Annotated in this window: 18 protein-coding genes; 9 read left to right on the forward strand and 9 right to left on the reverse strand. The window is 61.8% G+C overall.

Translation table 11 applies throughout. From position 1 onward, the window contains the following. Nucleotides 1-13: 13 nt before the first annotated feature. Nucleotides 14-1,525: an ABC transporter substrate-binding protein gene (locus JI748_RS11295; protein ID WP_201630607.1), complete on the reverse strand. Its 1,512-nt coding sequence runs from the start codon at nt 1,523-1,525 to the stop codon at nt 14-16. Between the two features lie 360 nt (nt 1,526-1,885). Beyond that, nucleotides 1,886-2,821, reverse strand: coding sequence for an N-acetylmuramic acid 6-phosphate etherase (gene murQ, locus JI748_RS11300; RefSeq protein WP_201630609.1), 936 nt, complete (start codon nt 2,819-2,821; stop codon nt 1,886-1,888). A 192-nt stretch (nt 2,822-3,013) separates the two neighbouring features. On the opposite strand from murQ, the gene JI748_RS11305 reads away from it, so the two are divergent. From JI748_RS11305 to JI748_RS11335, 7 genes are all read left to right on the forward strand, one after another. Further along, nucleotides 3,014-3,865, forward strand: a complete 852-nt coding sequence (locus JI748_RS11305; protein WP_201630611.1) for a MurR/RpiR family transcriptional regulator — start codon at nt 3,014-3,016, stop codon at nt 3,863-3,865. A 181-nt stretch (nt 3,866-4,046) separates the two neighbouring features. Next, nucleotides 4,047-5,108 (forward strand): ABC transporter ATP-binding protein, encoded by a 1,062-nt coding sequence (locus tag JI748_RS11310; protein ID WP_201630613.1) that lies wholly within the window; start codon nt 4,047-4,049, stop codon nt 5,106-5,108. A gap of 50 nt (nt 5,109-5,158) precedes the next feature. Then, complete coding sequence (locus JI748_RS11315; protein WP_201630620.1) at nt 5,159-6,397, forward strand: extracellular solute-binding protein; 1,239 nt, start codon at nt 5,159-5,161, stop codon at nt 6,395-6,397. 85 nt (nt 6,398-6,482) lie between these two features. Then, nucleotides 6,483-7,403, forward strand: a complete 921-nt coding sequence (locus JI748_RS11320; RefSeq protein WP_201630622.1) for a carbohydrate ABC transporter permease — start codon at nt 6,483-6,485, stop codon at nt 7,401-7,403. Beyond that, a complete protein-coding gene (locus JI748_RS11325) occupies nt 7,400-8,263 on the forward strand; it encodes a carbohydrate ABC transporter permease (protein WP_201630624.1) in 864 nt (287 codons plus the stop codon). Before JI748_RS11320 ends, JI748_RS11325 begins: the two co-directional genes overlap by 4 nt. Next, nucleotides 8,260-8,925 (forward strand): N-acetylmannosamine-6-phosphate 2-epimerase, encoded by a 666-nt coding sequence (locus tag JI748_RS11330; RefSeq protein ID WP_201630626.1) that lies wholly within the window; start codon nt 8,260-8,262, stop codon nt 8,923-8,925. The genes JI748_RS11325 and JI748_RS11330 overlap by 4 nt, the downstream gene beginning before the upstream one ends. Continuing rightward, nucleotides 8,922-9,905 (forward strand): N-acetylglucosamine kinase, encoded by a 984-nt coding sequence (locus tag JI748_RS11335; RefSeq protein WP_201630628.1) that lies wholly within the window; start codon nt 8,922-8,924, stop codon nt 9,903-9,905. Before JI748_RS11330 ends, JI748_RS11335 begins: the two co-directional genes overlap by 4 nt. 544 nt (nt 9,906-10,449) lie before the next feature. On the opposite strand, the gene JI748_RS11340 is transcribed toward JI748_RS11335, so the two are convergent. From JI748_RS11340 to JI748_RS11350, 3 genes are all read right to left on the reverse strand, one after another. Continuing rightward, nucleotides 10,450-11,100, reverse strand: a complete 651-nt coding sequence (locus JI748_RS11340; RefSeq protein ID WP_201630630.1) for a DUF2161 domain-containing phosphodiesterase — start codon at nt 11,098-11,100, stop codon at nt 10,450-10,452. A gap of 143 nt (nt 11,101-11,243) precedes the next feature. Continuing rightward, a complete protein-coding gene (locus JI748_RS17605; RefSeq protein WP_201630632.1) occupies nt 11,244-11,657 on the reverse strand; it encodes an SH3 domain-containing protein in 414 nt (137 codons plus the stop codon). Nucleotides 11,658-11,953: 296 nt separating this feature from the next. Further along, the gene (locus JI748_RS11350; protein ID WP_201630634.1) at nt 11,954-12,571 is read right to left on the reverse strand and encodes an arylesterase; all 618 of its coding nucleotides are present in this window, start codon (nt 12,569-12,571) and stop codon (nt 11,954-11,956) included. A 64-nt stretch (nt 12,572-12,635) separates the two neighbouring features. Between JI748_RS11350 and JI748_RS11355 the strand changes: the two genes are divergently transcribed. Both JI748_RS11355 and JI748_RS11360 read left to right on the forward strand, forming a co-directional pair. Continuing rightward, entirely contained in the window at nt 12,636-13,340 is a 705-nt protein-coding gene (locus tag JI748_RS11355; protein WP_201630636.1) for an ABC transporter ATP-binding protein, read from the forward strand. Further along, complete coding sequence (locus JI748_RS11360; RefSeq protein ID WP_201630644.1) at nt 13,337-15,874, forward strand: ABC transporter permease; 2,538 nt, start codon at nt 13,337-13,339, stop codon at nt 15,872-15,874. The genes JI748_RS11355 and JI748_RS11360 overlap by 4 nt, the downstream gene beginning before the upstream one ends. A gap of 11 nt (nt 15,875-15,885) precedes the next feature. Here JI748_RS11360 and JI748_RS11365 read toward each other — a convergent pair whose 3' ends face one another. The 4 genes from JI748_RS11365 to JI748_RS11380 all read right to left on the reverse strand — a co-directional run bounded on the left by JI748_RS11365 (nt 15,886) and on the right by JI748_RS11380 (nt 20,623). After that, nucleotides 15,886-17,283, reverse strand: coding sequence for an L-serine ammonia-lyase (locus tag JI748_RS11365; RefSeq protein ID WP_201630646.1), 1,398 nt, complete (start codon nt 17,281-17,283; stop codon nt 15,886-15,888). A gap of 47 nt (nt 17,284-17,330) precedes the next feature. Further along, complete coding sequence (locus JI748_RS11370) at nt 17,331-18,284, reverse strand: nuclear transport factor 2 family protein (RefSeq protein ID WP_201630648.1); 954 nt, start codon at nt 18,282-18,284, stop codon at nt 17,331-17,333. Next, a complete protein-coding gene (locus JI748_RS11375) occupies nt 18,281-19,303 on the reverse strand; it encodes a LacI family DNA-binding transcriptional regulator (RefSeq protein ID WP_201630650.1) in 1,023 nt (340 codons plus the stop codon). The genes JI748_RS11370 and JI748_RS11375 overlap by 4 nt, the downstream gene beginning before the upstream one ends. A gap of 90 nt (nt 19,304-19,393) precedes the next feature. Then, complete coding sequence (locus tag JI748_RS11380) at nt 19,394-20,623, reverse strand: ABC transporter substrate-binding protein (RefSeq protein WP_201630659.1); 1,230 nt, start codon at nt 20,621-20,623, stop codon at nt 19,394-19,396. Nucleotides 20,624-20,696 lie beyond the last annotated feature (73 nt).

Raw genomic sequence — 20,696 nt, forward strand, 5'->3', positions numbered from 1 at the left:
CCCGGGGGAGACGTTACTGCAGGCTGACCTTGGTCAAGCCGAACAGCGTACCGGTCGGCGATGACTCAAAGCCGGTTACCGCATTGGTCTGGGCGGTGTAGCTGTAGCCGGTTGAGAGCCAGAGCCACGGCGCCTGCTCGGCCAACCGGCTTTCAAAGGCCTGGAAGATCTCGACGCGCTTGGCCGGGTCGGTTTCCGCCTGGCCCTGCTTCATCAGGCTGTCGAGCTCGTCATCGGTGAAGTTCGAGACGTTGACGAGATTGCCGTCCTTGGTGAAGTAGCGGTTGTACATCGGGTACGGGTCGGGACGGCCGCCGTTCTGCGCCACCGCCATGTCGAAATCGCCAGCCAGCCAGCGATCCACATAAACGTTGAGTTCCATCATCTCGATCTCGAGCGTGACGCCGATTTCAGCCAGCTGCGCCTGTAACACCTGCGCTTCGGAAGCCGCGACCGGCGGCTCGCCGGTGGCGCCGATGACGGTGGCGGTAAAGCCATCGACACCGGACTCTTCCATCAGCTGCCGGGCCATATCGAGGTCCTGCTGGTAGCAGAAGAGATTGGCCGGGTCCTGCGCGAAGGCAGGCATGGTCAGCGGGCCGGTGACAGTGCCTTCGCCGGCGAGGGCGGCGTCGATGATCGCCTGGCGATCGATGGCACAGCTCATGGCCTGGCGGACCTTGAGATTGTCCATCGGCGGACGCGAGGGGTTGAGTTGCAGCACGTTATAGGCCAACACGCCGACGCGATTGAGCGTCAGATTGGCTTCTATCGGCACGAGCGTTGCGATCAGCGGATCGTTGAGCAGAGCAAAGTCGGTCTGGCCAGCGCGCAGCGATGCGAGGATCGCAGTTTCGTCGGGCAGCACGGAAATGGTGATGCCGTCGATCGCAAGATCGCCGCCCGCCCAATTCTCATTGGCCGAGAGCACTTCGCGGGAATTGGGTTCCCAGCTGTCCAGCACGAAGGGACCGGAGCCAAGCGTCTCGGTGCCGACAGTGTCAGCTTCGATGGTGGAAGCAGGGACGATGGCGGCATTGATGGTCGCCATGGCAACAAGGATCGGCACGTCGGCGGTCGATAGGTTGAAGACAACGGTCGTGTCGTCGGGCGTGTCGATGCTTGCGATCGACAAGAAGTTGGAGCGCGCGGCTGCGGCTGTTGCCTCATCGAGCAGGCGCTCGAAGGAGGCTTTGACGTCGGCCGAAGTCACCTGCTCGCCATTCGAGAATTTGGCATTGGGATCAAGCGTGAAGGTCAGCGTCTTGGCGTCCTCGGCGAACTGCCAGCTTGAGGCGATCGCAGGAACGACATTCAGTTCGGCGTCGAGGCGCACCAGCGGCTCGTAGATCAGCTCAAGCAGGCGCAGCGAAGAAAAGGCGGTCTGCGTGTGCGGATCAAGCCCGGTTGCGTCTTGCGACCAGGCCATCCGCAGGTCTGCAGCCTGTGCCGGCATGGCGACACCGACAGACGTCAGCGCCGTGGCCAGCGCCAAGCCTGTAAGAAGTTTTCTGGAAAAGATCATCTTGGAAGCCTCACCCTTGTTATGTTCGAACCAGGTCCCTCGACCTGTTCTTGTTTCCATCGGCCTTTTTAGGCGCTGGGACTGGACGATAGAAGTGGTTGTCGCCTGCGGTTGCAATCGCTGCTTGCGGACGTGCTGCCTGGTCGTACCGGGGACGTCGAGCATCGATGTGGAAGGCGATGAAATGATGTCTTTGCTTGCCGGAGCGCGCAAGATCTCTTCAGGAGTGCCAAGATTGCGCTTGAAGAGAAACACGCCGAGCGAGTTGGCGTTACGGAAGAAGGCCACTGCCGATGCGAAGAGTTCCTGATCAGGCATGCCGTAAGGAAGCGCGACAGGGGCTAGCGCCATCCTTTTACCTCAGCTTGCCACGCGCGGCTGGTGCTGCGCGGCGGCGCGGCGCAAAAACCCGTCGGCATTGTTAAGCGCAGTCTGGCCGTCAACTGCATTCATGCCGGTCAGCGCCATGAGGATTGCGAGCTTAACGTTGTTGTTTGCGGCCTTGAGGAATTGCTCGGCAGAATCGGCAGAGCACCCGGTGGCATCGACAAGAATGCGGTGCGCACGGGCGACGAGCTTTTCGTTGCTCACCGACAGGTCGACCATTAGGTTTTCGTAGGACTTGCCGATGCGGACCATGCTGGCCGTGGTCAGCATATTGAGCACGAGCTTTTGAGCCGTGCCCGATTTCAAGCGGGTCGATCCGGTCAGGGCCTCGGGACCGACAACGGGCGAGATGGCGATATCGGCCATGCGGGCGATAGCTGAATCCGGATTGCAGGAAAGCGCTGCGGTGAAAGCGCCAACCCCCTGGGCATAATCGAGCCCACCGATCACGTATGGCGTGCGACCGCTGACGGCGATGCCGACAACGACGTCTTTGTCGGTAAGATCGATCTTTTCGAGGTCACGCCGGCCCTCATCACGCGAGTCCTCGGCACCTTCGATCGGGTGACGCAAGGCACGATCGCCGCCTGCGATAAGACCGACAACCATGCCTTCCGGCACGCCGAAGGTGGGAGGGCATTCCGAAGCATCAAGCACGCCGAGCCGCCCGCTGGTGCCGGCGCCCATATAGATCAACCGCCCGCCAGCCCGGAAAGCCTCGACGATCTTGTCCACGGTCGCCGCCACCTGCGGAAGAACCTTGTTCACGGCCTCCGAAACGCGCGTATCTTCCCGATTCATCGCCGCGACGATTTCGGCAGACGACATAAGGTCGATCTGCATGGTCTTGGGATTGCGGGCTTCGGAAACGAGCTGTTCGAGCTCAGCCATGAGGTTGGTTTTTGTCATCGTGCCTATGCTCAAATTCCATGGTCGATGCTAGAAGCGATTATTCCGACTGTCAACGAAGGGCGGAATATTGTATTCCTATACCGATTGGCACTTGGGCTAGTGGATGGTAAACCCTTGTGGTGCCAGTTGCATTTTGGGCTGTGTCGGCTTTAGACCTCGCCGGTCGGCGCGGATTGGGTGGAAGTTGCCATGTCGGTTCTCAAAGTACTGAGCGCTCAACTCGACAGCATGACCCAGGCTGATCGGCAGATCGCGCGATTCATTATCGATCATCCCGAAAAGATGCTGACGCTTTCGTCGGCGGCCCTGGCGGAAGTGACCGGGCGCAGCCAGTCTAGCGTTGTCAAATTCAGCCAGAAGCTCGGCTATGGCGGCTATCAGCAGCTCAAGCTCGCGGTAAACAAGGCCAAGGCCATGGAGTGGCATACGCCGGGCGGCGTGATCCATGGCACCATCGATGCGGCGGATAGCTATGTCACCATCCTCCAAAAGTTGATTGGCTCGAAGCTGCTTTCGATGCGCGAAACGCTGGCGGCGAACAACGAGCAAACCATTGATTTGGCTTCGGAAGCTCTGGTCAGTGCTCGCAAGATCCAGCTTGCGGGTGTCGGCGCATCCTCCCTGGTAGCCAAGGACTTTTCCTTCAAGCTGTTGAAACTGGGGCGGGTCGCGCTGATCGACACCGACAGCCATATCCAGATTTCCAATGCCTCGGCGCTCAATGATGCCGATGTGCTGCTGGCGCTGTCTTATTCGGGGCGAAGCGTTGAAACGCTGCGGATTGCCGAGACTGCGAAGCAACGGGGCGCCACGGTGATCTCGATGACCGGTCTACAACCCAATCCGCTGCTCGATCTGGCCGATATCCACCTGTTTACGGTTGCCGACGAAGAGCGGGTGCGATCGTCGGCCATCACCTCGCGCGACGCCCAGCTCATGCTGATGGACATGCTGTTCATCCTGATGGTGCGGCAGCAGGCGGATGCGCATGACTTCATCCATAATTCCGAAACCGCCGTCACCGTTCTCAAGGTCCGCTGACGGGCGGGGTTGAAAACCTTTCGATGAACCGATGATGACGACCAATGTGTGAGAAAGCCGCAATCCGCTTCGTGATCGGATATTCTTGACACAATTAAAAATCGGAATTTACTATTCTACCGTGGCATTTGGATAAATGCCTTAGGACCTGCGTGGGGCGGGTCTGGTGGAGGAACACTTCGTGGCCCAACTTTCGCTTCGCGGTATCAAGAAGCGTTTTCGCGACACCGAAGTTCTTCACGGCATCGATCTTGAGATCGGCGACCGCGAATTCGTGGTCTTTGTCGGACCGTCCGGCTGCGGTAAGTCCACGTTGCTGCGCCTGATTGCAGGTCTTGATCCGATCAGCGATGGCGAGTTCGTACTCAACGGCCACCGCATGAACGATGTTGCCCCCTCACGGCGTGGCATTGCCATGGTGTTCCAGTCCTACGCGCTTTATCCGCACATGGACGTGTACGAAAACATGGCCTTTGGCGCTCGCCTCATGGGGCTCGACAAGGCAGAGGTGGAACGGCGCATCGCTGAAACCGCGCAGATGCTGCGGCTCGAGCCGCTGCTGAAAAGGAAGCCGCGCGAGCTTTCTGGAGGCCAGCGGCAGCGTGTTGCCATTGGCCGCGCTCTGGTGCGCAAGCCCGACGTGTTCCTGCTTGATGAGCCGCTTTCCAACCTCGACGCAGCCTTGCGCTCCGAAGTGCGGCTTGAGATTGCCAAGCTCCACCGCGAGATCGGCGGCACCATGATCTATGTGACGCATGACCAGGTCGAGGCCATGACCCTGGCCGACAAGATCGTCGTCATGAACAATGGCCGGATCGAGCAGGTCGGATCGCCGCGCGAACTCTACGAGACACCGGCCAACACCTTTGTCGCGACCTTTATCGGCTCGCCGCGCATGACTCTCGTCGACGTGACGCGCGAGGGTGACCGCCTGTCAATGGCAGGCGGAGGATCGGTTGCCTCAGGCACCCTGCCCGGCCCTGGCGCACTAAAGCTTGGCTTGCGGCCCGACGGTGTGCAGCTCCACCGCGGCTCCGGCGAGGGCTTTGCCGGCCGTGTTGAATATACCGAGTATCTGGGCGACAACGCCTACGTCTATGTGCGCCTCGCCGATGGCACGCTGCTGTCGGCCCGCACCACACCGAACGATCTTTATGCGCCCGACGAGGCCGTGACCGTCTCGGTCACGCCTGGCGCAGCGCATTACTTTTCAGCCGAGGATGGCCGGCGGCTGAACCCCTGAGGGGGTTGCACAAGACCATTACGAGACGTTTTCAAGGGAAGGGAATCCAGATGAAAACCATACTCCGCACCGGGGCTATTTTGAGCGCCGTGCTTGTTGCTGCCCCAGCCTTCGCCCAGGACCTGACGTTCTGGAGCTGGCGCCAGGAAGACCGCGCTGCCTACGAGCAGTTCATCGACACGTTCGAGGCGGCTAATCCGGGCATCACCGTCACCTTCGAAACCTTTGAAGCAACCAACTACAACACCATCCTCTCGACCGCCCTTGCCGGCGGCACTGGTCCGGACGTAATGATGGTGCGTGCCTATGGCGGGCTCGAGAACGTCGCCGTCGCTGGCTACCTCGAAGAGCTGACCACCGAAAGCGTCCCTGCCCTGGCCGAGTTTGCCGCTCCCGCAATCGCTGCCGAAAGTGTTCGCGCCGACAGCAAGATCTACGCCGTCCCCTTCGCCAGCCAGACCCAGCTCGTCATCTACAACGCCACGATCTTTGCCGATAACGGCGTCGAGGAGCCACAGACCTGGGACGAGCTGATGGCAGCAAGCCAAAAGCTCAAGGACGCCGGCATCATCCCCTTTGCCAACGGCACCGCCACCGCATGGCAGAACGAGACCGTAACCTTCGGCCTCGGCTCTTCGCTGATGGGCAAGGAATTTTACGACGAACTGATGGCTGGCACAGCCGACTTCACCGACGCGCGCTTCACCTCGGCACTGACCTCAGTCAATGAACTGGCCCAGGAATACTTCCCCGATGGCTTCATCGGCCTCGACTACCCATCCGCCCAGCAGTTGTTCTCCTCGGGCATGGCCGCAATGTTTGTGGGCGGCTCCTATGAACTCGCGACCTTCAAGGCGCAAAATCCCGATATCGAACTGGGTGTCTTTGCTGCGCCGGGCGAAAATGCGGATGACGCAAAGCTTGTCGGCCTTTACTTCGACGGCGGCTATGCGGTGAATGCGGCAACGCCCAACAAGGAAGCGGCGATCACCTTCGTCAACTACCTGGCAAGCCAGGAATTCGGCCAAGCCTTTGCCAACACGCTCAACAACATCTCGACCATTCCGGGCGTCACCTTCGACAACCCTCTGCTAGCCGAAGTCAACGAGCTCAACCAGTCCTCGATCCCCTACCTGATGCTCGCTCACTTCCGTTATGGCGAACCCTCCGGTTCGGTGCTGATCCAGGCTGAAATGCAAAAGCTGTTCTCGGGTGAAACGACCCCCGAAGCCATCGGCGAAGCGCTGACCACCGGCCTTGCCGCCTGGTACGAGCCCTTCCAGAACTAGGCGGCCACTCCCCCCGCCTTGTGGGGTGGAGCATCGGGTCCTCCGGCCCGCTTCTCCACCCCACCCTCACCTCAGCGAGCCCTCGATGCCCCACTTTCGGATGACCGGCCGCGGCCTTTGGATCACGGCACTGATCGTGCCGCCACTGTGCTTTGTGGCTCTGTTCATCGTTTATCCGATCATCTCGGCTTTCGCTTACGCCTTCTTCGACTGGCAGGGATTGCGCCGCCTCGACTTCGTCGGCCTCGAAAATTTCCACACCGTGCTGTTCGTTGAGCCCTATCGGAGCTGGACGCTCAACGCCTTCAAGAACAACATCATCGTCTTCTTCGCGCTGATGGTGCTGCAGAACGGGCTGGGCTTTATCCTCGCCTATGCGCTCTGGCGCGAACTGCCCGGTACCCGCTTCCACCGTATCGCGGTGTTCCTGCCCGTGGTGCTCTCGACCATCATCGTCGCTTACCTCTTCAAGCTCTTCTACCACCCGCTTTTTGGCGTCGTGAACATCAGCCTCAAGAGCATCGGGCTGGGCGAATGGGCGCAGCCCTGGCTCGGTCAATCGGGCACGGCGCTCTGGAGCATCATCGCGGCGCAGGCCTGGCATATGGTTGGCTTCCCGACCCTCGTCTTTCTCGCCGGCATGCAGCGCATCCCGGGCGAAATTCTCGATGCCGTGCGCATGGAAACCGAAAGCGAATGGGTCAAGATCACCAAGATCGTCTGGCCGCTGGTTGCGCCCAGCGCCACCATTGTTTTCACGCTGCTGTTCGTCGGCGCGTTCAACTGGTTTGAGCTGCCCTATATCATGGGCGGACTTGACGGTTCGCCCTTCGGCTCCACGGACGTGCTGGGCCTTTATTTCTACCGCACTGCCTTCGGCAACGTATCGGCCGGCCAGCAGGATTTCGGCCTTGGCTCGGCGCTGGCCGTGCTGATCTTCATCAGCATCGCCGCGATCGCTACCGTCATCACCACGCGCCTGCGCGCCCGGGAAATCCAATTATGAGCGTGGCCACCACCAATTACTATGATCGCCGGGGCATACTCGGCACGCTGGGCCGCGATGGTCTCTTGCAGATCATCCTCATCGCCAACACCATCCTGATGCTGGCGCCGATCGTCATCATGGTGTTTTCGGCCTTCAAGACCACGCCACAGATCTTCCAGTCGCCGTTCGGCATTCCGGACTTTAGCCAGGTCCAGAACTTCATCAAGATCTGGTCCGAAACCAACTTCCTGCGTTACCTGCTCAATTCGTTTCTGGTCACCGGCGCCTCGATGCTGCTGATCCTGACGCTGGGCACCATGGCCGCCTATGCCATCGGCCGCTATGCCTTTACCGGCGCGAACTTCATCCTGATGTTCTTTTTGGCCGGCCTGACGCTGCCGCTGAAGCTCGCCATCATTCCGCTTTTCATGCTGATGCGGGACCTTTCGATCCTCAACAATCAGCTCAGCCTCATCTTCGTTTATACCGCCATGGGCCTGCCCTCGACGGTCTTCATCATGACCGGCTTCATCCGCACCCTGCCCAACGAGCTCGAGGATGCCGCGCGCATGGATGGCGCCTCGGAAGCGCGCATCATGTGGTCGATCATGCTGCCGCTGGTGCGTCCCGCAATGGTCATTGCCGGCATCCAGAATGTCGTGCCGATCTGGAACGACTTCTTTTTCCCGCTGGTCTTCATCCAGAACGACAGTTTGAAGACCCTGCCCCAGGGCCTCACCACCTTCATGGGCGAATATACGACGGACTGGGGCGTGCTGTTCTCGGGGCTGACGCTGTCGGCTGCGCCGATCATCATCATCTATATCGTCTTGTCACGGCAGTTCATTGCCGGCATGACCTCGGGCGCCATCAAGTGACGTTGCCTAAAGGCCTCATCGTGTCTTGCCAGGCGCGGGCGGACAATCCGCTGCATGGCCCGCAGTTCATGGGCGCCATGGCGCTGGCCGCGCGCGACGGCGGCGCGGTGGCCATCCGCGCCAATGGGGCGGCGGATGTCGCGGCGGTCGCCAAAGCCGGATTACCAGTGATCGGCATAAACAAGGTCTTTTCGGACCGCTATCCGGTCTACATCACGCCCGATTTCGCGTCGGCTGCGGCCATCGTCGAGGCCGGGGCGGCCATTGTCGCGCTCGACTGTACGGAACGGGCGCGCGCCGGCGGGCACCCGAGCGTTTTGATCCGCCGCATCAAGGATGAACTGGGCGCCGAAGTTTTTGCCGATATCTCGACATTCGATGAAGGCATCAAGGCTGCCGATTGGGGCGCCGACTATGTCGCCACCACGCTTTCGGGCTATACCGAAGCCACCATGCCCAAGCCGGACGAGCCTGATCTGCGGTTGCTGGGGGCCCTGACCGCGCGACTCGCAGTGCCGGTTGTAGCCGAAGGCCGCTTCAACACGCCTGATCTCGTGCGCCAGGCTTTCACCGCCGGAGCGCATGCGGTGGTCGTCGGCACCATGATCACCAATCCGCGCGAGATCACCCGCAGCTTCGTCCAGCAGGGCGTACCCCGATGAAAAAGGTGCATCTGGGCCTCGATGTCGGCGGTACGGCCAGTCGCTGGGTCGCCTGCGACCCGGATGGACAGGTGGTGGCGCGTGGCAGTGTCGATGGCGCGACTGCTCATGTGTTCAACCCCGCGGAGCGGCAGCGGCTAGGCACGGCTCTGGCGCAAATGGCAGCAGCGCTCGTCGCGGAAGACCTTGTGGCGGTCGGAATGGTGGGCGGGTTGACGGGCTTCGGAAGCGCCGCAGCGGCCGAAATTGCAGCGCTTGCCAAGGAAGCGCTAGGGCTGGCGCCGGCGCAACTGCTTCTCACCGATGATATCGTTCTCGCCTTTGCGGCGCAGTTTCAGCCGGGCGAAGGCCATCTGATTTCCGCAGGCACCGGCTCCATCGGCGTTCACGTTGCGGCAGACGGCAAGATGACACGGGTGGGTGGCCGCGGCATCCTGATCGACGATGCCGGCTCCGGCAGTTGGATCGCCCTTCGCGCCCTTGATGCCATCTACCGTGTGCTGGACCGCACTGGGTCCTTAGCCGAGGTGCAACGGCTTGCAGGGGCGCTGTTCGCCTTAGTTGGCGGCAGCGAATGGCACCATGTGCGTCAATATGTTTATGGCGGCGACCGCGGACGGATCGGCGCCCTGGCAGTCGGCGTCGCGCAGGCGGCCGAAGCTGGCGACGCGACTGCCCTCCAGATACTGGCAGAAGCCGGCGCAGAGCTGGCAAGACTCGCGCAAGCTCTTCAGACCCGTGCCGGCGATCGACCGATAGCCCTCATCGGCGGCGTGCTGAACCTTCATGGGTCGATCGGCACTGAAATCCAAAATCGGCTGCCTGGCACCCCGATTTCGCAGCCTAACAGCGACACTGCCCTCGCCGCTGCACGCCTGCAAGCGAGTGGGGAAGAACATGCCTGGCGGGCGATCCTTGCGTCTATGCTGACCCCGCCGGTGCCTTCTTTGGGTTCTTCGGTATCGGCGGCCGCTCCCTGATTGTTCTAGGGCTGGTGGTTTCAACCGGCATGCCAATCTTAATGCCACTGGATCCTCACTTCTCGCCCCGACCGCCTTCGAGCTTACCACCACCCTGTGTTACGCTTATTCGGGTCTTGTTGACTGACCTCCCCCGTCGTGTTCACCGCGGTCGATTTGGCCAAGACCGTGAAGGCCAAACCTGACGTCGACGTGCCCCGCTATTCCCATCCTGGTGCGTGCACCCGGAAATGGCCTTTGAGGCGAAGATCGGAGCCTGGGTCGAGGCAATGCACCCCGCGTTAAGTCATCGGAGCCGGTACCAACGAGTGGCGGCATCATCGCGAACGGCTGCTTCGGGCAAGCGAAATTGAATGTTGAAACGCAATGGGGTCGTGAGCTGCCGATCAGCAATGCGCCCCATTTCAATCATCTCGACGTCGGTATGCAGTTCCTGAAAGCCGCCATTCCCTTTGGGAGGTTAGCTCAGCGGGGCCTGCCGTGCCTGCCGTGCATCTTCTTGATGTTTGTGCGGCAGGTCAGCGTACGGTGCCTGGGCTGATCGTCAGTCCTGTGGCGGCAGCACCGAAGCTCGACCAAGCTCGGTTAAACCGTAGATGCCTCTGCTCTCTCGTACAAACCATCCATAAACATTGTTTCGGAGGATTGCGGGAGCCCTGGCGACCAGCGTCTTCAGCTGCTTCGGACTTTTTGAACCGGCCACTAACGAAGCGGCGCATAGCATGCAGTCCTGCCTGTAGGCCGTCATGATCGGCTTGCCGCGACCTCCCCCGACCTGCGGGTCACCCACCCTGCGCTTGTGTTCATCAAGAAGGCGAGACCGTCTTTTCGCATCACGGCGTGGCGTTGCTGCAAAGGGAGCGACGATTACAGCGACATCTCCGGCGTCTGTCACCGAAAGGGCCCCGAAACCAAGCCGCCGACAAAGATTGCGAAAGCGAGCATCATGCTCACGTCCCCGGCCAGTCTTTGATGCTCGTGCTGCAAGCCAGACTTCATCTGAGAAGGATGCCCGCTGCACTCCTTGCATGACCAGTTCGAGGTTGAAGGCGAGCTTCATCTCACAGATGACGACAACCGGCGGCTCGCCATCTTTCACACCAACAAGATCGCATCCGTCGACCTCTCCTTTGACGGCATAGCCAGCGCCTTCAATGAAGGACTTCAGAGGAAGGTAAAGGTCAGTCTCAGCCATTGAATTACCTAAGATCGAGGTCAACGAGCTTGTGGTACTTAAGCCGCGTAGGCGCCCCGTTCCAGTTGTCGCTCACCGTTGGGGAGCGAAGCAAGCGAACGTCCCAGTGAGGATTGTCTCTTTCGAGGCGCGATCCCCTTTCGTTAACGAGAGCTAACCAGTGGAGCAGGCGGCACATATGGTTGCAGTGGGGCTTGAACGGTGGTGAACCGCTCGGTGACCCAGCCCTCTAACGTCGGGCTGAGGTCAATAAGAAGCCACCCATCTTTCCGGTCCAGAACTTTTATCGGCGTGCCGCGCGGCAGCGCCATAATCAGGGGCCCCGACGCACTCGGTGTGTGCCGAACGTTGAGGGATGCAACATTGACATAACGCGGTTTGTTGAGCCGCTCTGAGGCGGAATCCGATTGTGTCGCTCTGGTTGGGGACGTCACTTGCTGAGCCTGGCTCGCAATTCGGCCAATTCCGTCCAAAATCCCGGATTGATAGGCGACGACGCCTAGAAGTCCGGCGATGATCCAGCCCGCCAAGTGCGAGCTCTGCTTTCTTTTGGCCATGGTGCGCGATTCCTCCACCCCCTAATTTGGGTCGGGCATCTTAACAGATGGCGAATAGATGGGGCGCGCCAGAAAACGAACGAAAAGGAGCGTTCAATGGCCAAGCGGCGGATGAACGGGCTTAGCTGCCGGGCCCCTAGCGAAAAGCAGACTTGCCGACTTGAGCACCCTCCCCAGCTTTGCGCCCCATTCCAGCCGTTGCGGCCACCGTTGTTGCGGGCTGGAACCTGCCGTTCCATTTCCGCTAACTGGGTCGAAACGGCGAGTCCATTGAATTGGAGTAGAATAAGACGGACTTATTCTGCCAGCAGCGCCTCAACTGACGGCTTCATCGCCGCAACGATGCGGCGCACGCCTTCAGAATTAGGATGGATGCCGTCCGACTGGTTAAGCGCCGCGTCGGCCGCAACGCCATCGAGGAAGAACGGATAAAAGGCCGTGCCATATTGCTGCGCAAGCTCGGGAAACACGGCTTCATAAGCGGTTACATAGTCGCTACCTAGGCTCGGACTAGCCCGCATGCCCGCCAGAAGCACGGGGATATTCTCCTCGGCGAACCGATCGAGAATGGCACTGAGATTGTCACGCATGGCCCCGACCGGCAGGCCTTGCAGCATGTCGTTGGCGCCCAGTTCAAGGATCACCGCATCGGGCCGCTCGCCCAGCGACCAGTCGAGGCGCGCCAGCCCGTCTGCCGAAGTGTCTCCCGAGACGCTGGCGTTTACGATGGTGACATCGTCGCCCAAGGCCCGGCTGAGCTGGCCAGCGAAGCCGTCAGTTTCGGAGAGGCCCAGGCCTGCCATCAGGCTGTCGCCGTAAAGCATCAAGGTCTTTTCCGCGGCCATGGCCGGCGCGACACTCAACGCTAGCACAGCGAGTGAAATCGCAGCGTCACGAATAATTCTTGCTGTCATCGCTGGTCTTTCTTCGCCAACCGCATACTTCTCAAACACCCGTCAGGACCAAAGGTGCCGTCGCATGAGCAGCCCCGTCGTTTCGACTGCCGCAATGAACCTGCACCTTCGGTCGGGCAAGACGCCGCTCCACATTCTCAAGGACATCGATCTGTCGATCGAAGCCGGAGAAGTGATAGCCGTTGTGGGGCCGTCGGGCAGCGGCAAGACTTCGCTACTGATGGTACTGGGTGGGCTCGAACAGGCAAGCAACGGAAGCGTGACCGTCTCCGGTACGGCAATCACCGGCAAAAGCGAGGATGAGCTGGCGATCTTTCGCCGGCAGAACCTGGGCATTCTGTTCCAAAACTTTCACCTCATCCCCTCGATGACTGCGCTCGAAAACGTGGCTTTGTCGCTCGAGATTGCCGAAACCGGGCAATCTTTCGCCAACATCGCTGCCTCTGCCAAAGCGGCTTTGACGGCGGTGGGGCTGGGTGACCGGCTTGACCATCGTCCCAGCGCCCTTTCCGGGGGCGAACAGCAGCGCGTGGGTCTCGCGCGCGCCATCGTCGGCAAACCCAAATTGCTCCTGGCCGACGAGCCCACCGGCAATCTTGACCAAGACACCGGCGCGCGCGTCATCGAAATGATGTTCGCGCTGGCGCGAGACAACGGCACGGCGGTGTTCCTGATCACCCACGATCCGGCGCTGGCGCGACGCGCCGACCGCATTCTTTCGATGAACCATGGCCGCCTGACGCCGATGACCGAAAGCATGCCCGCATGAGCCGGCTGCTTGGCTGGGTGCGCATCGCAGTGATCGACCTGCGCGGCGATCTGCGCCGTTTCGTCATCCTCTTTGCCTGCCTCGCGCTGGGCGTTGGAACCATCGCGGCCGTCTCCTCCGTCGGGGCCGCCTTGCAGGCGGCGGTCGCGCGCGACGCGCGCGTCATCCTGGGCGGCGACATCGAAGTGCGCCAGCGCGGCAGCGACGTCTCCGACGCGCAGCGCGCGGCGATCGAGGCCCTGGGCGAAACCGCCCGCTCGATCGATCTCAGCGCCCGCGCCAGCGCCAATGACCAGAGCCTCTTGCTGGACCTGCGTGCGGTCAGCGACAACTATCCGCTGGTCGGAGAGGTGGTCGTGGATCCCCCAGCCTCCTTAAGCGACCTGCTTCCACCAGTCGACGGTTTGCCGGGCACGGTGGTCGACCAGGGCGTGCTCGACCGGCTGGGCCTTGCCGTCGGGCAGAACCTCAAGATCGGCAATGCCGACTTTGCCATTCGTGGCGTTCTGGTCAGCGTTCCGGACCAGGCCGCACAGGGCTTTCAGCTCGGCCTGCCGGCGATCATTTCCGATGCCACTCTGGCCGATGCCGGCCTCCAGCAGCAGGGCGTCTTGAGCCGCTTCGGCTATAAGGTTCTTCTTGGCGACACGCCCGCCGTAACGGCCATGGCCGAACTCGACCAGGCTTTTCCCGACAGCAATTGGGATATTCGCGAGCCGGAAGACGCAGCCGCCAACCTGCGGCGGTTCTTTGATCTCTTCGCCCGCTTCCTGACCCTGGTCGGACTGTCATCGCTGCTGGTCGGCGGGGTCGGTGTCTCCAATGCCATAGCCGCCTATATCAGCGAGCGCCGCAGTTCCATCGCTACCCTCCGCAGCCTGGGTGCGACCAACGCGCGGATCATGGTGCATTTTTTGACCCAGGTCATGCTGCTCGCGGCCGGCGGCGTGCTGCTCGGCCTCCTTCTTGGCGCCGCCACGAGCCTTCTGGCCCTGCCGGTCTTGTCGGGCATGCTGTCGCTCGACCTGCCGCCAAGCGTCGACCCCCTGTCGCTCCTGGCCGCCGCGGCATTCGGCTTTCTGATCGCGGTGACCTTCGCGCTCTTGCCGTTGCGCGGCGCGCAAAGATTGAAGCCGGCGAGCCTTTTCCGGTCATCCAAAAGCGATGAGACGCGCCTTGGCTGGCGCGATCTCGTTGTCTGGCAAACCTTGGTCCCGCTTGTGTTGATGCTCGCCGCACTTGCCGGATTGGCGGTTCTGAGCACTGGCGCGCCATGGCTCGTCTTCTGGTATGCCGTCGGCGCTCTTGTCGCCTTTGCCTTGCTGCGCGTCGCCGCCTGGCTGCTGCAAGCCGCCTTGCGACGCCTGCCGCCCCTGCCCGAGGCCAAGCTGCAACAGGCAATCCGGGCCATTCATCGCCCCGGCTCCGCAGCGCCCGTGGTCGTGCTGTCGCTGGGACTGGGCCTGGCACTCCTGCTCATGATCACGCTTCTCGATCAGAGCCTGCGCGCACAGATCGACAGTGCCGTGGCGGAAGACGCACCGGCCTTCGTCTTGCTCGACATGCCCAAGGACATGCTGCCTGCAGTCCAGGCCTTCGCCGCTGCGGATCCGGACATTGATGAGCTCGAAACCATCGCCATGCTCCGTGGCAGTATCGAAAGCGTCAACGACACCGCCTCCGGCGATCTTGGCGCGCTGCCCGACGACATTGCCGATATGTTCGAGGGCGACACCGCATTGAGCTGGGCCAGCGATGTACCCGAGGGTTCGACCGTCACCGAGGGCGAATGGTGGCCAGCCGACTATGACGGCCCGCCCCTGGTTTCGCTCAGCACCGAGCTGCGCGACGCGCTCGGGCTGGCCCTTGGCGACACTATGCGCATCGCCATTGCCGGCCGGCCGATCGAGGTCACCATCGCCAATTTCCGCGGTATCGACTGGCGCGAGGGCGGTCTCAGCTTCCGCCTCCTGTTTTCGCCCGGCATCATCGAAGCGGCGCCGCAGACGCTGATGGGCAGCATCGCCGTCGCCGATGGCGCCGAACCCGCAGTCGAGACCCGTCTCGGCCGCGCTTTCCCGACGCTCAGCTTCCTGCCGGTCGGCGATGCGCTCAAGCAAATCGAAGACATCCTCTCCAACCTCGCCAACGCCGTGGCGCTGGTCGGAAGCCTTGCGGTCATTTCAGGCGTGCTGGTCCTGGCCGGCGCCATGACCGTGGGCCGCAAGCAACGCGAAGCCGATGCGGTGGTGATGAAGGTCCTGGGCGCCACCAGCCGCGACGTCATCTTGGGCTTTCTGTTGGAATACGGGCTGCTTGGCCTCCTCGCCGCGGCAATAGGCGCAGGGCTCGGCATCGCGGCCGCCTGGTCGATCCTCACCTTCGTCATGGATATCGCCTTCGCGCCCAATGCCCTGACGATCGTCTTGGTCATTCTGGGCGCCGTCGTCTCGACCATCGCCACAGGCGTCCTCACCACCTGGTCGGCCATGTCGGTGCGCCCAGCCAAGCAGCTTCGGCAAGAAACCGTGTAACGGCCGCTCGCTCAGCAGACGGTCACATTGGCGGCCAAGCCGGCAAGGCTGGTTTCCTTGTAGCGCTCGCTCATGTCCCGGCCCGTCTGGCGCATGGTTTCGACGCAGGCATCGAGCGAGACGATGTGAGCGCCATCGCTGTTCAAGGCCAAGGAAGCCGCCGTCACCGCTTTGACGGCGCCAAAGCCGTTGCGCTCGATGCAGGGGATCTGCACCAGCCCCGCCACCGGATCGCAGGTCATGCCCAGATGATGCTCCAGGGCGATCTCGGCGGCATTTTCCACCTGCGCAGGCGTGCCGCCCATAACGGCGCATAGCCCCGCCGCGGCCATGGCGGAGGCGGCTCCAACCTCCCCCTGGCAGCCCACTTCGGCGCCGGAGATGGAGGCATTGTGCTTGATGATGCCGCCGATCGCCGCGGCCGTAAGGAGAAAATCGTGCACCTCCTTGCGCCCCGCTCCGGATACGAATTCGAGCACATATTTCAGCACGGCCGGTACCACGCCCGCGGCACCATTGGTGGGTGCGGTCACGACCCTTCCACCGGCGGCATTCTCCTCGTTCACCGCCATGGCGAAGGCGCAAAGCCAGTCATTGCCGCTCAGTGGCCCCGCCAGGTTCTGCCGCGATGACTTGCTCAATTGCCGAAAGAGCCCCGGCGCGCGCCGCTTGACGCCAAGCCCGCCCGGCATGATGCCGCATTCGTCGAGACCGCGTGCCATGCAATCGGACATGGCCGACCAGATGGCATCCATGCGTCGATTGAGGTCGTCCCGGCTCCGAAACACTTCTTCATTCGCCCGCTTCATCTCTGCGATCGAGAGGCCGGAGGCGTCCGCCATATCGAGCATGCTCTTGCCGTGGTGAAAGGGGAACGGCACATTGGCGGGATCGGCCTTCGGCGCGGCTCCCATGGCGCGCATCTCGTCCTCGCTCAAGACAAAGCCGCCGCCGATCGAAAAATAGGTCTGCCGGTAGACAGCCTGCCCAGCATTGTCGAAGGCGGCAAACCGCATGCCGTTGGGATGCTGGCTGAGCGGCGTCTTGCGGTCAAAGACCAGATCGATCGATGGCCGGAACCGATAGGCGGGGTGACCCTCGGGCCGCACCATGCCCTCGCTTTCGACTTGGGCGATCGTCTTGTCCATGATGTCGGGGTCGATCGTATCGGGACGATAGCCACTCAGACCGAGAATGACCGCCCTGCCCGTGCCGTGCCCGACGCCGGTAAAGGCCAGCGAGCCATGAAGCGACGCGCTCAGTGCCACCGGCTTGGCGCCCGCCGCACGAGGCCGATCGAGGCGCAAGAGTTCATCGAGAAACCGCGCTGCCGCGCTCATTGGTCCCATCGTGTGCGAGCTCGATGGCCCGACGCCGATCTTGAAGATGTCGAAGATGGACAAGAACATGGTTGAGCGACCCGGTCTTCCTTTGCTCCGACGCTATTCTTTGCCGCTCAGTCTTGCGACAAGATTTGCAGCCAAGTGGCAACTTCGTCGAACAAGACCCATTCGCGCCTTATGCCATAGGGTCCGAGTTCTGCATGCGCCGCCCCCATGACATAGATCGGCTTGCCCGTCGGCGGCCCGAAATAGCCATGGCCCTCATGCGCTCCCTCCAGTGCGAAGAACAGCGCTGCACGAGGTGCCTGGCCCGGGTCGGCGCGGCCGATACATTGGTGGATGGTGAAGTGCGCCGAAGGAAAGCTCGAGCGCAACGCCAGCCAGAACTGCTCGGCAAAAGACCGGCCATGGCCTGAACTGCCGCCCGGATAATGCGCCTCCACCGCGCGATCATAGCGGCTGCCGATCACGTCGAAATGGGCGTCCATGATCTCGGTCAGGGTTTCGGCGTAGCGCTTGCCGAAAGCATCGTCATTGCCGCCGCGTGCCGCCGGGCCGGGTCGATCCATGGCCGAAACGAAAGGTTTTGGCTTTTCGCCGCGATCAAGTTTCGATTGGGCAAAGTCTCTCGGCGCCTGCCCCGTCTGGCGCACGATGGCGCCGGTGTCGCGGATCAGCCATTCGTCGTCGATCTTGTTGTCGATGGCGTGGCAATTGGCGATGGCGCGATAGGTAAGGCTCTTGCCGGAGGCTTTCCCAAAGACGCCGTCGCCGAGATGGGTCGCGGTGGACAGAATGCGGTGCGACGACAGCATTCCCGTTTCGGGCGTGCCGGACCAGATCACATCCTCGCCCAGCAGCACGCGGTCGGGGAATTCCGAAAGGGTCTGCATGGTCGCGGCGATCACGCCGGCATTGCCGGTGGAAATTCCCTGCGGCGTGCGAACGACGATGTCCTCGCTGTAATATTGCTGCAGGCTGCCGATGCGGCGCTGCTCCCAGATTTCCTCGGTGATCTTGAGGATGTAATCGGGAAAGTCTGCAAAGCGCGGCTCGAAGCCCTTCATGTGTCGGCCTTTTCGAAAGCGCCCGTCGACGATCGGGCAACAAGGGTGTTGGGCACAACGATGCTGGTCGTGACCTCGGTCTGCTCTTCGATCATTTCGAGCAGCATGGAGACTGCGCGGCTCACCATCTTGCCGGTCGCCTGGCGAACCGTGCTGAGGTCGTATGAAGGCCAGGCCGACATGGCGATGTCGCCAAAGCCGATGACCGAGACGTCGTGCGGCACGTGCAGGCCCAGCTTGTGGCGCAGCACATCCATGGCCGCAAAGGCCATGAAGTCATTGGCGACAAAGACGGCGCTAGGACGGTCGGGCGTGTCGAACATGGCGAGCGCGGCTTTTTCGGCATCTTCACGCATGAAGTTGCCGACGCCGCGCGCCGCAAGCTCGATGCCCTGCTTGCCCAGTTCTTCCCGAAAGCCGCTCTCGCGGTCGCGCTGGGTCGAGGCGTCTTCCCAGCCGGCGATATAGCCGATGCAGCGGTGACCAAGGGACAGGAGGTGCCGTGCCGCCAGCCGTCCACCGCGCAGGTTGTCCGAAGTGACCGAGGGAAAGGTGCCGTGGTCCTCGACACGGTTGAAAAGAAGGATCGGCACGCCCGCCTCGGTGCAACGTTCCGCAAGCTGCGACGACATCACGACCGAGGCGACGATCAGGCCGTCGACCCGGTAGCGCAAAAGATCCTCGACGACGGACTCGATGGCCGACGCCGTCTTGGGCAGGACGAAGACGAGGACGCGATAGTTCTCGGCCTGGAAGGCCAGGGAAATCTGTTCCAGCACCTCGGCATAGTACTGATTGTAGAGATAGGGCACGATCAGGCCGATCATCCGTGTCCTGCCAAGGCTTAGGGAGCGCGCCAGAAGATTGGGGCTGTAACCCAGTTCCTCGGCAGCGCGGGTGACCTTGTCCGCCAGCATGGGCGACACCGATCGGCCCGGATTGAACACCCGCGACACAGCCGCTTTACTGACGCCGGCATGGGCGGCGACCTGAGCTGCGGTCACCTTGTAATTTGCCATAGTGGCGCTCCTGACCGACTAAAATGCCGGCACTCCGCAATGAATGTCGCGTCCGCCCCGACTCTAGGGCGAACGCCGATGATCGAAGAATTATTGCAGATAACCGGCCTGTCGTGCAGCGGCTGTATAGGCGGCTTCCGCATCGGCCAGCGCTTCTTCCGCGCTTTTGCTGCCCTGGAAAAATTGCGGCAGTTCGGCACCGAGCGCGGTGTGCAAAAGGCTCATCTGCGGCAGCATGGGATAGGCGACGGCGCCGGCATTGGCTGAAGCCTTGGTGCCGATCGAGGCGTCTGTCTCCGTCGCGCCGGGAATGAGCCAGGTCGCCGCTTCCGCATTGGCATTGGCCATGTCGGCCGAGAGTGCGTGCATCATGGCGCGGAACGACGCCTCGGCATCTTCGTCCGAGACATTCTTGGCAATGGTGAAGCCGTCCCAGAACAGGGTCGTTGCCGGCGCCGTGCCGCCCGCCGTGGGTGCCGCCGCAAGGCGCGTGTTTTCGACCAGGCCCTCTGCTGCGCCAGTGTCATTGAGGATGCCCGCGGCGCGCGAGCCCCATAGCACCATCATCGCCGTCCTGCCCGCTTCCCAGTCCGCCTGCACCGTATTGGCATCGGTCGAAAGGTATTCGGGGATCATGAAGGGTGTCAGCGCCTTGAGCTGTTCGAGCGCCGCGACACCGGTCTCGTTGTTCACCGAGGCCGTTGCCGAGCCGCTGTCGAACAGGCCGCCGCCCATGCCCAGATACATGTTAATGAATTCCTGGCCCAGGTCGTAACCAGCGCCGAACGTGCCGGCCCACTGGATTTCGGATAGGCCGGCATCCTTGATCGCCTGCGCCGCTGCGACAACTTCCTCATAGGACGTCGGCGGCTCGACACCCGCTTCCTCGAGCAGATCGGCGCGGTAATAAAGGTGCTGGGCATTGGCCATGAAGGCCACGGCCATGATGTTTCCATCGATGGTGATCAGCTGGCTCGGATCGAGATCTTGCCCATATTGCTCGACCAGGTCATTGAGCGGGCGCACGAGCCCTTCGTTGAGCAGTGGCACGATTGAGCCATTGGCGACGATGGCTACGCTATATTCGGCCGGATTGGTGGTCAGCGCTGGCACTTGAAGGTTCTTGTGTTCGGTCGTCGCATTGGCGGTGACGGTGACGCTGTCACTGGCGCATTCGGCGGCTGCCGCTTCCACTGCCCGAAGCGCCGGAAAATCGTTCGAGAGGATGCGAACGAAACCGCTTTCGATCCCGCACTCCGCAAAGGCTTGGCCGGTGAGGCAAAGGCTAAACCCTACCAGAGCAAACATCTTCAGGCGCATTTTATCCCTCCAAGGATCACACGGCCCCAACCCATCTTGAAACCGGTTTCAAAAGGCTAGGCGAAACGACTTG

The sequence above is a fragment of the Devosia rhizoryzae genome (assembly GCF_016698665.1).
In the GTDB taxonomy this organism is placed as follows: domain Bacteria; phylum Pseudomonadota; class Alphaproteobacteria; order Rhizobiales; family Devosiaceae; genus Devosia; species Devosia rhizoryzae.